Source organism: Paenibacillus sp. FSL L8-0644 (assembly GCF_038008165.1).
Taxonomy (GTDB): domain Bacteria; phylum Bacillota; class Bacilli; order Paenibacillales; family Paenibacillaceae; genus Paenibacillus; species Paenibacillus polymyxa_D.
The window spans coordinates 1,980,725-1,993,524 of record NZ_JBBOYN010000001.1; the positions used below are offsets into that span (position 1 = coordinate 1,980,725).

The 12,800-nt window shown below is 43.1% G+C and carries 11 protein-coding genes, 1 tRNA gene and 1 pseudogene; 9 read left to right on the forward strand and 4 right to left on the reverse strand.

Annotated features, from left to right (window positions below):
- The first annotated feature begins 262 nt into the window (after nucleotides 1-262).
- A complete protein-coding gene (locus NSS94_RS09045) occupies nucleotides 263-778 on the forward strand; it encodes a hypothetical protein (protein ID WP_341039182.1) in 516 nt (171 codons plus the stop codon).
- Nucleotides 779-848: 70 nt separating this feature from the next.
- Nucleotides 849-1,367: a GNAT family N-acetyltransferase gene (locus tag NSS94_RS09050; RefSeq protein ID WP_341039183.1), complete on the forward strand. Its 519-nt coding sequence runs from the start codon at nucleotides 849-851 to the stop codon at nucleotides 1,365-1,367.
- Between the two features lie 14 nt (nucleotides 1,368-1,381).
- Here the strand turns inward: NSS94_RS09050 and NSS94_RS09055 are convergent, their stop codons facing one another.
- Nucleotides 1,382-1,822, reverse strand: coding sequence for an N-acetyltransferase (locus NSS94_RS09055; RefSeq protein ID WP_341039185.1), 441 nt, complete (start codon nucleotides 1,820-1,822; stop codon nucleotides 1,382-1,384).
- A gap of 376 nt (nucleotides 1,823-2,198) precedes the next feature.
- Here NSS94_RS09055 and NSS94_RS09060 point away from each other — a divergent pair.
- Nucleotides 2,199-2,283: transfer RNA gene (locus NSS94_RS09060), tRNA-Leu, on the forward strand.
- A gap of 93 nt (nucleotides 2,284-2,376) precedes the next feature.
- Here NSS94_RS09060 and NSS94_RS09065 read toward each other — a convergent pair.
- Nucleotides 2,377-2,907, reverse strand: a complete 531-nt coding sequence (locus NSS94_RS09065; RefSeq protein WP_341039186.1) for an NAD(P)H-dependent oxidoreductase — start codon at nucleotides 2,905-2,907, stop codon at nucleotides 2,377-2,379.
- Nucleotides 2,908-3,098: 191 nt separating this feature from the next.
- Between NSS94_RS09065 and NSS94_RS09070 the strand changes: the two genes are divergently transcribed.
- Together NSS94_RS09070 and fabV are read left to right on the forward strand one after the other, a co-directional pair.
- Nucleotides 3,099-3,455: a winged helix-turn-helix transcriptional regulator gene (locus NSS94_RS09070; protein ID WP_341039187.1), complete on the forward strand. Its 357-nt coding sequence runs from the start codon at nucleotides 3,099-3,101 to the stop codon at nucleotides 3,453-3,455.
- A gap of 219 nt (nucleotides 3,456-3,674) precedes the next feature.
- The gene (fabV, locus tag NSS94_RS09075) at nucleotides 3,675-4,856 is read left to right on the forward strand and encodes an enoyl-ACP reductase FabV (RefSeq protein WP_069011058.1); all 1,182 of its coding nucleotides are present in this window, start codon (nucleotides 3,675-3,677) and stop codon (nucleotides 4,854-4,856) included.
- Nucleotides 4,857-4,967: 111 nt separating this feature from the next.
- Here fabV and NSS94_RS09080 read toward each other — a convergent pair whose 3' ends face one another.
- Nucleotides 4,968-5,171 carry a hypothetical protein gene (locus NSS94_RS09080; protein WP_069011059.1) on the reverse strand — a complete coding sequence of 68 codons (204 nt, stop codon included), beginning with the start codon at nucleotides 5,169-5,171 and terminating at the stop codon, nucleotides 4,968-4,970.
- A gap of 168 nt (nucleotides 5,172-5,339) precedes the next feature.
- Here NSS94_RS09080 and NSS94_RS09085 point away from each other — a divergent pair, with 168 nt between their 5' ends.
- The 3 genes and pseudogenes from NSS94_RS09085 to NSS94_RS09095 all read left to right on the forward strand — a co-directional run.
- Nucleotides 5,340-6,491 carry a sn-glycerol-1-phosphate dehydrogenase gene (locus NSS94_RS09085; RefSeq protein WP_341039188.1) on the forward strand — a complete coding sequence of 384 codons (1,152 nt, stop codon included), beginning with the start codon at nucleotides 5,340-5,342 and terminating at the stop codon, nucleotides 6,489-6,491.
- Between the two features lie 197 nt (nucleotides 6,492-6,688).
- Nucleotides 6,689-7,795 (forward strand): GntR family transcriptional regulator, encoded by a 1,107-nt coding sequence (locus NSS94_RS09090; protein WP_039270176.1) that lies wholly within the window; start codon nucleotides 6,689-6,691, stop codon nucleotides 7,793-7,795.
- A gap of 267 nt (nucleotides 7,796-8,062) precedes the next feature.
- A pseudogene (locus NSS94_RS09095) lies at nucleotides 8,063-8,445 on the forward strand (ribulokinase); the annotation flags it as partial.
- Nucleotides 8,446-8,651: 206 nt separating this feature from the next.
- On the opposite strand, the gene NSS94_RS09100 reads toward NSS94_RS09095, so the two are convergent.
- Nucleotides 8,652-9,236 (reverse strand): helix-turn-helix domain-containing protein, encoded by a 585-nt coding sequence (locus NSS94_RS09100; protein WP_007429779.1) that lies wholly within the window; start codon nucleotides 9,234-9,236, stop codon nucleotides 8,652-8,654.
- Between the two features lie 295 nt (nucleotides 9,237-9,531).
- Between NSS94_RS09100 and NSS94_RS09105 the strand changes: the two genes are divergently transcribed.
- Nucleotides 9,532-12,768: a hypothetical protein gene (locus NSS94_RS09105; protein ID WP_341039189.1), complete on the forward strand. Its 3,237-nt coding sequence runs from the start codon at nucleotides 9,532-9,534 to the stop codon at nucleotides 12,766-12,768.
- Nucleotides 12,769-12,800 lie beyond the last annotated feature (32 nt).

Genomic DNA, 12,800 nt, shown 5'->3' on the forward strand with positions numbered 1-12,800 from the left:
ATTAGTAACTGTTTCTGAGTTAATTGTATATCAATCACCAGGAAATTGGAATAATAAAAAGGAATATTTATCAATAAAGTAAATATAATAGAATATTTTGTTACAGAATTTCATTTTGCATGTTCACAAGTTTGTCCCAGGAGTTCCGTTTAAAGGTCACATTTCTTGGAGGAAAATATATATGGTATACTCTTTAGATTAGGAACAAACTTGGACATGACTTGGGAAATAAATTGTAACGATAGGCAGAGGTGAATTGCACATGTTCGACCCGACCGTTTTTGATAATTTAAAAGTGGCTATAGAAAATGCTGTTTACGATCTGGATAATTTGGATTCACGTATTGACATTACACAGCGGATCGACAGATTGGAAATGTCTGTGATGTCACGTGAATTTGCTGTCCAATTCAGACTGAGAGAACACCCGAGTGTGACAGCAGAGGTTCAACTAAAGGCGGATTTAAACAACTTGGCTGCGGAAATTTTGGAAATCAAAGATCAAATTCCGGGATGTGTCTTGTTGTTGAGTTTTTACATGGAAATTCGTGATATTGAGTCACAATGCAGCCGGATTGAAAATATACTGACCGAAATTTGGAAGCCCGATCTTCGACCGGTACAAACGCTTAGTCAGATTTACGGAGAGAGGACATCTACATACCAAAACAGGATTGAACTCCGATTTTCCAGACAAATTAACGAAGACCAGATGGAAGACATTCCAGAGCTGTTGGAACACATATTGCTGACGCTTATGGAATTAAACAAGGTCTAAAGGGTTAGGACCGTAATGTAAATCACATTAGTAGACCAACAAGTTAACGTTAGAGGAGTTGAAAGTATAAATGAATGAACTTGAATTCTCTCAAGTATATGCGATTATGGAGGCTTCTTTTCCCGAAACGGAATGCAGGACATTCGAGTCACAGAGGGCTCTTCTTCATCATCCGTGTTATCGTTTACTTACCAAAAAAGACGAACAAGGGCAAACAATAGCTTTTTTGGCGGGCTGGGAGTTTACAGATTTTCGGTTTGTAGAGCATATTGCCGTAGATTCGGCTATACGAGGTGGCGGGTTAGGTAAAGAGCTTATGAGCAAGTTTATTTTACAGTCTGGTAAACCGGTAGTGCTGGAGGTTGAGCCACCAGTGGATGAATGGACTCGGAGAAGAATTGGTTTTTATGAACGTTTGGGGTTTCATCTGAACCATTTTGACTATGTACAGCCCCCTTTAAGAAAAGGACAGGCTGATCTGCGGCTTCAAATTATGAGCTATCCGGGTACGTTGGCTGAACAGGATTTTGCTCCGTGTAAAGAGATTTTATATACCGAGGTCTATGGGTTAAATAAGAAGACTATATAGCTAAAGGTACTTCATTATCGTTCATGTTTTGTCCATACCATTACAAATTCTTTCTCGTCAGTTTCGGCATCCACAGATTCTGCTTGAACGGTAAATCCATTTTTAGTATAAAAGTTAAATGCTTTCGTGTTTGACTGATACACCTTTAATTGAATTTCGTCATGCTGCTTCTTCACCCAATCTAATAGCAGCTTGCCATAGCCTTTCCTTTGAGAATCAACACGTATAAACAGAGCCGCCAAGTATTCATCCAACATGGAAACGAAGCCGCCAATGCTATGATCATCTTGTATGATAACGTAGTTTTGAGCGAGAGGAAGGTACCTGTTTTCCATCTCGGTAACTTGAGATGTCCAATATTGCGGAGCAATAAAATGATGGGCTTCTATGGAAGCATCTAGCCAGATGGCTGCCAACTCGTTGAGCTCTTCCACATTTGCGGGTCTAATCGACATCGTGTCACCTCTTCACAGTACAGTATGTAATCTTATAGATGATGTTGAAATAAAAAAGACCGTCCGAGGACGGTCTTTTTACCCGTGGCGCTTAATTAAAGCTTTGATCCGTATCCCGCGCCTCCGTTAACTCTGTAAATTAGAGAATAACGGACCGGGTAAGGGATACGTTCAACATGTGATTATTGATGTTGACGCACCTCCTTTCCTGATGAACCCATTTTACCATATCTGGTTTGTGATATCCAGTGATTTTCTTATATTGACGGGAATGATTCATAGAAAATATAAGATAAAAATAGCTTGATTTTATGTTCTATGGAAGATATAATCTAAATTACCGTGATTGAAAAACATCGGTGTGAATACATAATATGCGGTCGTGGCGGAATTGGCAGACGCGCACGGTTCAGGTCCGTGTGGGCTAACCCCCCGTGGAGGTTCGAGTCCTCTCGACCGCATCATTGCCTAACATTTACAGGTTCTTGGATTGGCTGGATGCCACCAAGAGCCTGTTTTTATATGGTTAAGATGCGTGTACTATTATAACTATTTTATTTATACTGAAATATATATTTAATATAATCCTTTGCACTCTGATTAATGTCTTCGTCGCTTGCTTGAAACGAGGCTCCAAAGACAGCGAAATAGGGTAATGTTATGGCGCCAACATGGACTGCGCTTGCTTTAAAAGGTGCTATAACTTCATCAACAGTGAAAGAAACGGAACCAGTAGGTAAGTAATTTTCTTTTTTATCGCCGATGGACATGGCTATCCCTAGCTTCTTTCCTTTTAACTTATCACCTTGTGAACCATAAGCCCATCCGTGAGTAAAAACATCATCAAACCACTTTTTTAATAAAGGTGGGTAACTATACCAATATAAAGGGAATTGAAATATGATATTACTATGTGTTTCAAGTAACTTTTGCTCTCTCAAAACATCAATGCTCCAGTTTGGATACTCTTTATAAATCTCATGAATTGTAATTTCATTGGTATACTGAAGTGATTCTTGTTTCCATCTTTGATTTACTCTGGAATCTTCAATATTCGGATGTGCTAAAATCACGAGAGTCTTCATCATAAATCACCTTTCTTACGTAACATATTTGCCTTTGTAGATCTCTATTATTATTCTGTATGCTTCAAAAAAAGTAAATACACACAATAAAGTAAGATAGTTACTTGAAAGTGTGCATTGGACTTAGAGTGATGATATACAATTATAGATTAGATAAACTTTGTTATTTTTAGCGTTGAAAAGGTGGTACTATGAAACAATATAATTTAGGCATAGAAGCAACACTTGAGATCATCGGAGGTAAATGGAAATCATTAATCATATGTTTATTAATGTCTGGTAAAAAAAGGACGAGTGAATTACAGCGCAGTATTCCAGGCGTTTCTCAAAAGGTTCTTATACAGCAGCTCCGTGAACTTGAGAAGGATGGCATCATTGGCAGACATGTGTATAATCAGATGCCTCCAAAAGTGGAGTATTATATAACGGAATATGGTATAACAGCAAATGAAATAATTGATTTAATGTGTACCTGGGGAAGAGCGAATATCAAAAAAAGACAACAGCAAGGAGAAGATGTAATGTTGCTAGAAAGTGAGCCAAAATGAATAGTGGAGTGAAAGAGCGCTGTAGACTATGATGTTTACGGCGATTTTCTTTTTTTTCATAGAGTCGGTAGTTCGGGGATGTCTGTTGTCGTAGTATATGAACGGTTACCTTCAAGACTATGTTATATGTTGAGCCACAAGCTGATTTGCTATATAGTAATGACTGGACAACCATTCCATCCATATTAAATGAATGCCAAAGTAGGGGGACCATTTACAATGATTATTAAACCGAAAATTCGTGGTTTCATATGTACGACTGCACATCCTGCAGGATGTGCGGCTCATGTTAATCGTCAGATCAACTACATCAAAGACAGTACATCAATACAAGGAGCTAAAAAGGTACTTGTGATCGGAGCATCTACTGGATATGGGCTGGCTTCTCGTATTGCTGCGAGCTTTGGGCTGGGAGCGGATACCGTAGGGGTATCCTATGAACGTCCCGCATCAGAGGGGCGCACGGCTTCAGCAGGCTGGTATAATACAGTAGCCTTTGAAAGAGCGGCCAGAGCAGCTGGCTACATAGCAGAAAGCATTAATGGAGATGCTTTTTCTCATGAAATTAAGCAGGAGACATTGAAGCTGGTAAAGGAAAAGCTGGGCAAGGTAGACCTGATTGTGTATAGTGTCGCTTCACCGCGACGGACACATCCCGATACGGGTGAAACCTTTAATTCCGTTCTCAAGCCTATCGGACAGTCTTTTTCTAATAAAACAGTGAATACGAATACAGGTGTCGTATCAGAAATTACGCTGGAACCGGCTACGCAGGAGGAAATTGAGAACACCATTACGGTAATGGGTGGCGAAGATTGGTCCTTGTGGCTAAAAGCGTTGGAAGAAGCTGATCTGCTGGCTGAAGGGGTAACCACACTGGCTTACTCGTATATTGGTCCCGAAATTACGGAGGCTATCTATCGTAAAGGAACCATTGGCCAAGCTAAAAATGATTTGGAAGCTACAGCACATACTCTAACAAAGCAACTGGAACGTTATCATGGAAAAGCCTACGTTTCTGTGAATAAAGCTTTGGTTACACAATCCAGTTCGGCTATTCCAGTCGTACCATTGTATATTTCTTTGCTGTTTAAGGTCATGAAGGAAAAGGGACTGCACGAGGGATGTATTGAGCAGGCACAACGTCTGTTCGAGACGCTATACAGTGGGTCCACTGTGGAAACGGATGAAGAAGGACGCATCCGTCTGGATAACTGGGAAATGAGAGACGATGTGCAGCAGGCTGTCAAAGTAGCTTGGTCTGAAATCACTACAGAAAATGTATCTGAATTGGGCGATCTCGAACAATACCGTCTGGATTTCCTCCAATTATTTGGATTCGGGTTTGATGAAATTGATTATGAATTAGATGTTAACCCAGAGGTAGACACGACTTCATAAGTGAATATGTGTAAAATAAAAACGGGTACTCTCAAGCGATGCAATTGGCTTAAGAGGCCGTTTTTTTATATTCTAGCAAAATACAAGTTGCACTCGTTTCACTAACAGCATTTATCGAGAATTAGACGTGGAAAGCGACTTACGGTGCAGCAAGCGAAAAACGGCAATGGTAATGATAATCCCCGCAATGCCAAAGATTGCAACAGAAGTCAGGGCCCGGTAAGCTTGCCAGCCGAACAAAAATGCAATACCACTGCCAAACGTTGTACCTGCCAGTAACCCAAGTGCGCAGGCAATATCCGTTCCAAATTTCATAAACATGTTCCTTTCAAATGTATAAATTAAAAAGTAACTTGTACTTTTTCTCTGGACTTAGACACACACTTGTGCGTACAATTAAATAGTAATCGTTTTCAAACGGAGTCTATTAATCATTATGTATCATTCTTGTGCAAATTATTCCTTTTTCAGGAGGCTGATGAAATGAATATGAATGAACAGATCAAGCTGTGGAACGAAGAGGCGCAGGCTAGTAACGCTGATCATCCTCACCGAAAGGTTGAATTGTTTATCGAGGTACGAGATGGAGCATTGGAGGCTGTTGTTCCTTATTTGAACCAACAGGATTATCGTCATGTAACTCTGGTAGAAGATGAGCATACTTCGGTTGCGGCAGGAAAAAGAGTGGCTGAGCTGATCCGTGAGGCAGGTTTGACAGTTGATGTAGTCCGTTTACCTCCGAATGCTGTAGGGGATGTCATCGCTGATGAAACCTACATTATGAAGGTGCTGCTGGGTGTGGCGGATAAGAGTCAGGCTGTACTTGCTGTAGGTTCTGGCACGATTCATGATCTGGTTCGCTTCGTATGTTATAAAATGAATCGTCCCTTCTTGTCAGTACCGACGGCTGCTTCGGTGGATGGTTTTACCTCCGCAGGCGCACCACTGATTGTGGACGGTAGCAAGCAGACATTCCAAGCAGTTCCGCCAGAGGCGATCTTTGCTGATTTGTCCGTGCTGGCAAATGCGCCACAGACGATGACTGCCGCAGGTTTTGGCGATATGCTTGGTAAGTTCACCTCACTAGCGGACTGGCATGTTTCCAGAGATTTGGGAAACGAGCCGTATTCGCCTGTGGCTAATCGCATTACCGAGGAGGCTTTGCGTGCCTGTGTAGAGCATGTCGATGAGATTGCAGCAGGCAGCAAGGCTGGTGTCGAGGTATTGATGAATGCGCTGATTGCATCCGGTATTTCGATGCTGATGATAGATCATTCCCGTCCAGCGTCAGGGGGAGAGCACCATATTTCCCATCGAATTGAAATGGATTTTATTGCAGAGGGACGCAAGCAAGTTTTGCATGGTGCTAAAGTAGGCGTAGCATCCGCATTGCTGTCTGACCTGTACAGGGATTTAGCATCCAGTCAAGATGTAGAGGCTTTTAAGGTGTATCAGGCTTTGCCTACGTCGGAGCAGATGCGTGCATGGCTGGCTCAGGTCGGAGGCCCATCTACCATTGCCGAGCTAGGAGTTACGGAGGAACAGCTCGCTCGTGCATTGCGCACGGCTCATACCTTGCGTGATCGCTATACTGGGCTCAAGTATATGAACGAACATCAATTGCTTCGTTCGTAATGTGCAACATCTACGTAAATTGTCCTTAGATATTCAGCCAATCTTGTGTGGCAAGGAAGGGATAAGCGAATGGGTTTACACCTCCGGCAGCAATACGAGGATATCCTGCTCCTGTGACATTTGTATGTACAAATGAACGGTATGCTATAATCGTGGAATATAAACAGGTACACGATATTGCGAGTACGGAGGAAATTATGGCGCCAAAATATATACAAGTTAAACAGGAAATTTTGTCCTGGATTCATTCATCCAGACTTGAGCCGCAAAGTCAGCTTCCATCTGAGCATGAAATGTCTGAACGTTTTGCCGTTAGTCGGCAAACGGTGCGTCAGGCGCTGGGTGAGCTGGTGCAGGAAGGCTGGCTGTTTCGGATGCAGGGCAAGGGAACCTTTGTTGCGACACGTGACAGTAAACAGCCCGAAGATCCAAAGATTATTGGAGTCATTACAACCTATATTTCGGATTATATTTTCCCATCCATTGTACAGGGAATTGAATCCAAATTGAGTCGCCAGGGCTACAAGATGCTGCTGTCAAGTACAGGTAATGACCCTGAGCAAGAAAGTCAGTGCCTGGAAATGCTGTTAAGTCAACCGCTGAGCGGAATTATTATTGAACCGACCAAAAGTGGAGAGCGTAACCCCAATCTGAACTATTATTTAACCGTGGAAAATCGCCAAATCCCTTATTTGATGATCAATGCGCGTTATGAAGAAATGGATGCGCCATGTCTGCGAGTAGATGATGAAAAGGGTGGTTTTTTGGCGGCCGAGCATCTGATTAAGCTGGGACATCGACGCTTGGCCGGATTTTTCAAAACCGATGATATGCAGGGGATTCTTCGTATGAAGGGATTTGTTGCCGCTCACCGCAAATACGGAGTGACATTACACCCGAACGCAGTAACGACTTACCGGACAGAAGAAAAAAATGAGATTCCGCTACAACGTGCGTCGAGGCTGCTGGCGATGGAGGCGGGGGAGCGTCCTACTGGATGGATGACCTATAATGATGAGTTGGCTGTTCGACTCCTGGATATTGTACGTTCGGCGGGTCTGAATATACCCAATGATCTATCGCTGGTTGGGTTTGATGATTCGTTTTTGGCGACAGCAACAGAAATCAAGCTAACGACAATTCGGCATCCAAAGGAAGAATTGGGGTTACGTGCTGCCGATACCATGCTGTCGATGATTGAAGAGAAGGGGTACCATGAAGAAGATCGTCAGTTAATTCTACCGCCTGAGCTCATCGTTCGTGAATCTACAGGGCCTGTCCAGGTCATGCCTGGAGAACACTAGGCTGGGAGATCAGTCACTTTTATTACTTAACATGTAAGGACAGGTTAGTAAGTATACAGCTGTAACGCTTCATATTTGATGGGCATGGTTCTCGCCATACCGAACAGTCTGTTTTCTGGATTGCAGAAATAGACTGTTATTGTTATATCTTTTCTGAAAATAAGTACATAAATCTATCGAAAAAACATAAAAAGGTTAGCTAAGTTGTACGTACAACTATATAATGAAAGCAGAACCAAGAATAAAGGGTCAATGCAATCGGTCTGTAACCGTTCTCTGTTGGTCGACACTAACCTGACAGGGCTTATTGTCGGGTATACGTTGCTGACGTAACCGGACGGGAATTTATTTAAGGTTGCAGCTTCCACCCAAACTCCTGCGCTGGGTGCGGCCATGTTCGCAGCAGTGGCTGCGGGAGCTGAAACTGGAGGATACAATGATATCATCGAAGCAGCGCGTCATATGGCACGTGTACGGGACGAGAGCTTCAAACCGATCCCTGAGAACGCGGCCGTGTATGATAAGCTGTACGAGGAATACTGCCGTCTTCATGACTACTTTGGACGTGGAGCAACCCTGTGATGAAAAAGCTAAAGTCCATTAAGGAAGAAGCGGGACGTTCAACTGAAGCGGTAAGCATTCATTCTTAAGATACTGATAAAATATAAGCAAGAAATATTTAAATGCTCTGTTATCTAAAAAGCACAGTACACCGAGGAATCGGTAGACTGTGCTTTTTGCATTTTATATTCTGTGAAATTACATGATGTGAAAGTCTCAGCGAATGAAAGATGGTAATGCGTTCCTTTCAAAGACTTTCATGAAAATTACAATCATTTCTCTTTTACGGACATTTTTACTTTTTCAGCATGGCATCAGCAAACAAAATGGATTTTGGAATACGGAAAAACTGTTCCGCCTGATCCTGGAAAGTTTGCGAAGGAACGGTACCCTGATGCAACCATTTCCGAAATGTACCGGGGTGAACTCCAATCCAATGACTCACATCGGTCACCGAAATATCATGTACCATGCATAGACCCGCCAAAATCCGATTTTTAACCGGAGAACGAGTCACAGTCCGTTTCATAAAACGGGACGGCGCTGGTTGACAGATGAGTGGTGAACGCCGGACAACCTCTTCATTAAATAGGATATGGTGCGGATAACCAAGTGTATTACACGTCTTTTCCAGATTAGTGTTGCCGGGAATGCGACCTTCATATACCCACGCACTGACACTACGGGAGGAAATGGAAAGCTCCTCGGCAAGTTGGGACAGTTTAATGTCATTAGCCATCAAAACGGCAAGCAAAACGCGATTGCGCACCTGACAGCGTGTTGGTTTACGAAAACGTTTGACACGCACGCCTTTTCCCAAATATTTGCGATTGATCAGAGACCACGCCTGAATGGAATGTTTATCTTGTTGTTTAGGCATATACCCTCCGATTTTTTTAAACACATACTACTATACCCGAAGGGGGGTTTGCAAGTGGCTCCTCTCCTGATTTTCTTTTAATCCCATGGGCTTAACCGGTTTATGGAAAATAAGGTCCATTTGGCCTATAAAAATGGAAGTTTAAGGTGTCGATATATTAAATTGTAGTATTATTAATGGAAATGGAGGTAATATGTTCTTCTCTTACAATTGTAAGGATGTACAGAGATAAAAGTGGGTCCTTGCAGCCCGACATGGATTTTTTTGACGAGAAAAAAGGAGGTTATACAGCTAGATGATTTGTAAAAAGGTAGTGGTATGGTTTCTGACGGCGATTTTAGCGATTAACACCTTGCTGTGTCTGCCTGTTGTAGCAAGGGCAGAAAAACAAGATGCAACGGGCGGGATACAACAAGACCATGCAGGTTTGGTACAGGAGGAACAGCTTTCTGATGGAACGGTTTCTTTCAAACCGCCCACTTCTGCGACAAACAGTGTTTATGACGCACTTATGATGAGTTTGGCAGTAGTGGAGTATACGTCGATCATTATTGATCCTGGGGAAAGTTATGAATTTCAGAATACAGATACAGTTAGCAAATCTATATACAGTAACGCTTCTCAATCTAAAGGCATTCTGTATGATAGTGTAAGTTACAAAGAGGATGGAGACATCAGTACTGTCCATATGGACTACGGCATTAGCCCCATTGGTGTTCCTGGAGGAGGCACAGCTTTTATTACGAATACAGGAACAGCAGCATTAACCGTAAAAGTAACGGACGTCTTCACCTACAGTACATCAGAGGACCCGGCACTAGAGCGAGTTACGGTCTCTAAGAATGAAAGCTACCGGATTGTGAATGAAGGATGGACAGCCCGTTCCATTCAGCATGATGGGTCAAATGCAGACAATCGTCGTTTTGATTATGCAAAATACAAGGCAGACGGAACTTTATCCGCTTCCGCCCTTAATAGTATTGCTCATCCCACTTTGGGTGATGGCGAGGAACTGATTATTACAGGTTCCACTACCAATGCGGTGACCTTCGGATTTCCATACGGCAAATACAGTATAGAAAGCACCGGCGAGCCGGCTTATGCGCGGGTTACCCTAAATCAGGGGGAAAGCTACCAATTTATCAATGTGGGAACCCGATTGGATACGGTGGAAAGTGACGGTACATCTAAAGACAAACTTGACTATGTTGTTTATTTGGCAAACGGAACAGAGGCCTCCCGCGGCAGTGGCACTACGGCGAAGCCGCAGATTGCTGTGGACAGATACGCGGTAATTACCCAGGTCACTGCAAACCCGGTGACATATGGGGCTCCATATCGCAATTTTATTGCCCGTCCAGTGGGTGGAGATGCAATCAGCCGTGTGGAGCTTGAGGTAGGCAAGAGCTACGTTTTCCACAACAATGGTACGCTGATGAATCCGATCTACAATAACTCCAAAAAGGTAGGAAGCTTGTTCGACTATGCTATTTACAAGCCGGATGGAACGGTAAATTCCTCTGGTTTTAACAGCCAGTCTGGTCCCATGATCCCGCCTTCGGGATATGCCATTGTGACTGTGATCGGTCCGAATCCTATTATCTTTGATTATACAGATGATTTTTCCTGGGAAACGAGTAGCCATCCTGCTTTCTTGCGGGTAACACTTTCGAAAGGTGAAAGTTATGCTTTTACCAATATTAGTGATCATTTGAGGAATCTGCACAGCACAGCCAAAACTGTTAAAGGAAAATTTGATGTGGTCCTGTATAAAGCAGATGATACAGAGCAATCCAGGCGCAATACCGGGAACTCAACCTTTTTGGTTGGTGCAGGTAAAAAGGCTAGTGTGACGGTAACCAGTGACACGCCAATCACGTTTGGGGGTATCTATCGGAGCTTTAAGGCCAGCGAAGATGATAATGGTATCGGGCAAACGACGCTGGAGCCGGGAGATTCGTATGAGTTTCGTAATCATGATAGTCAATCGAATTCATTGCGGCATGACAAAAGCAGTGGCAATGCACACTTTGATGCTGCAAGTTATAAAGTACTTCGATTACTGACATCAGATCATTTCAACAATACAGTGGACCCAGAGATTGTCGCTGGCGGTAAAGCCATTGTCACCAATGTATCCGATCGGCCAATTACCTTTACCTATAGCAATAAGGTGGAGGCTTTGCTTAGCGGGCAGGCTGCCTTCCATCGAATTACACTAAAACGCGGTGAAAGCCGGAAATTTATAAATGTAAGCACTTTGGACAAGGCCCTAGACGTCATTTCAGTCAGCGGTATGAAGTGGAATTACATGAATTACAAGGCAGACGGGACGGTATACAGTCAGGCCAGTGATACGACTCAATTGCCGTTGGTACAGGCTGGAGGTTATGCCATTGTAACGACGGTCTCGGATGTACCCGTGACTTATGGAGCTGTGTTAGGAATATTCGACGTTGAGGATGCCGAGGTGCCAACAGGCAATCAGGTTACCATCAAGCAGGGAGAAAGCTATGTATTCCATAATGTTGGCTCACAGGCTTCCTCATTAACCACAGATGCTTCAAACGAAAGCCGTCTCTATGACTATGCCATGTATGGAGAAGGTAGCGGTGTGAATTCCAAGGTGGATAGGGCAGGTATGGATGCTTCTCTACCTGAAATCTCACTTGGAGCAGGAGGTACGCTTGTTGTAACCGTCACTTCGCCGCAAGCTGTAACCATTCATTTCAACAATGACATTAAAGCAGATCCAAGCACAGAACCAGCATTATTAAAAACGTCTTTGTCTGGCGGCAAGCAGGAAGTATGGATCAATCGCGGGAGCCAGGAAGCACCTGTTTTGACGAATGCGAAAGCAACGGGTGGAACATATCAGTTCACTGTTGCAGATCGTGCTGGAAAAGTGATTAGAGAACATAAAGAGGCGACAGATACTCAACAGCAAGTGCCAGCTAACGCAAATATTCATCTTTCCGTAGCTGCAACTACTCCTGCTGTTAACTTTGGAGCGCCTTATCGTGTGTTTGCTGTAAAAAATAACGATGACAGCAAGCTGGACGAGCTAATTGAGCTTATAGATAAGGAAGCTGACTTTACGGTAGGCCAACAAGGGAAATATCGGTTTACACCCAAAGAAGACGGGATTTACCGTTTTGCGGTGAAGGAGAAATCCAACTTTGCTGCGCAGCAGCCAATTCTAGCCTTGTTTACGGACCCTGATTTTAGTAGTCAGCTTGTCTCCTCAACTGAGCAAGCACAAATATATGGTTGGGATTACACGGTCTTAGAGTATGAGATGAAGGCAGGTCAAACGGTTTATGTGAAGCTGTCAGAAATTAATAGCGGTGCATTACAAACTGTAATTAAGGCAGCCCATATGGCGCTTGGCAAAGATACTTCATACGAATACGGCAAAGGAAACCGACTGAATAAAGTTATTTTATTCACCGGTGATCAAATTCAATTGGATTATGATTTAAACGGAAACGTCATTAAACGGACAAAAAAGGTATTTCCTTTTACAGATTAAAAGGATGTCTTGGCTTCGAAAAAATATAACAG

What these genes read in the sequence shown, in the direction of transcription:
- NSS94_RS09045 (WP_341039182.1), top strand. Translation starts at nt 263, where the DNA reads ATGTTCGACCCGACCGTTTTTGATAATTTAAAAGTGGCTATAGAAAAT.
- NSS94_RS09050 (WP_341039183.1), top strand. Translation starts at nt 849, where the DNA reads ATGAATGAACTTGAATTCTCTCAAGTATATGCGATTATGGAGGCTTCT.
- NSS94_RS09055 (WP_341039185.1), bottom strand. Translation starts at nt 1,822, where the DNA reads ATGTCGATTAGACCCGCAAATGTGGAAGAGCTCAACGAGTTGGCAGCC.
- NSS94_RS09065 (WP_341039186.1), bottom strand. Translation starts at nt 2,907, where the DNA reads ATGAAGACTCTCGTGATTTTAGCACATCCGAATATTGAAGATTCCAGA.
- NSS94_RS09070 (WP_341039187.1), top strand. Translation starts at nt 3,099, where the DNA reads ATGAAACAATATAATTTAGGCATAGAAGCAACACTTGAGATCATCGGA.
- fabV (WP_069011058.1), top strand. Translation starts at nt 3,675, where the DNA reads ATGATTATTAAACCGAAAATTCGTGGTTTCATATGTACGACTGCACAT.
- NSS94_RS09080 (WP_069011059.1), bottom strand. Translation starts at nt 5,171, where the DNA reads ATGAAATTTGGAACGGATATTGCCTGCGCACTTGGGTTACTGGCAGGT.
- NSS94_RS09085 (WP_341039188.1), top strand. Translation starts at nt 5,340, where the DNA reads ATGAATATGAATGAACAGATCAAGCTGTGGAACGAAGAGGCGCAGGCT.
- NSS94_RS09090 (WP_039270176.1), top strand. Translation starts at nt 6,689, where the DNA reads ATGGCGCCAAAATATATACAAGTTAAACAGGAAATTTTGTCCTGGATT.
- NSS94_RS09100 (WP_007429779.1), bottom strand. Translation starts at nt 9,236, where the DNA reads ATGCCTAAACAACAAGATAAACATTCCATTCAGGCGTGGTCTCTGATC.
- NSS94_RS09105 (WP_341039189.1), top strand. Translation starts at nt 9,532, where the DNA reads ATGATTTGTAAAAAGGTAGTGGTATGGTTTCTGACGGCGATTTTAGCG.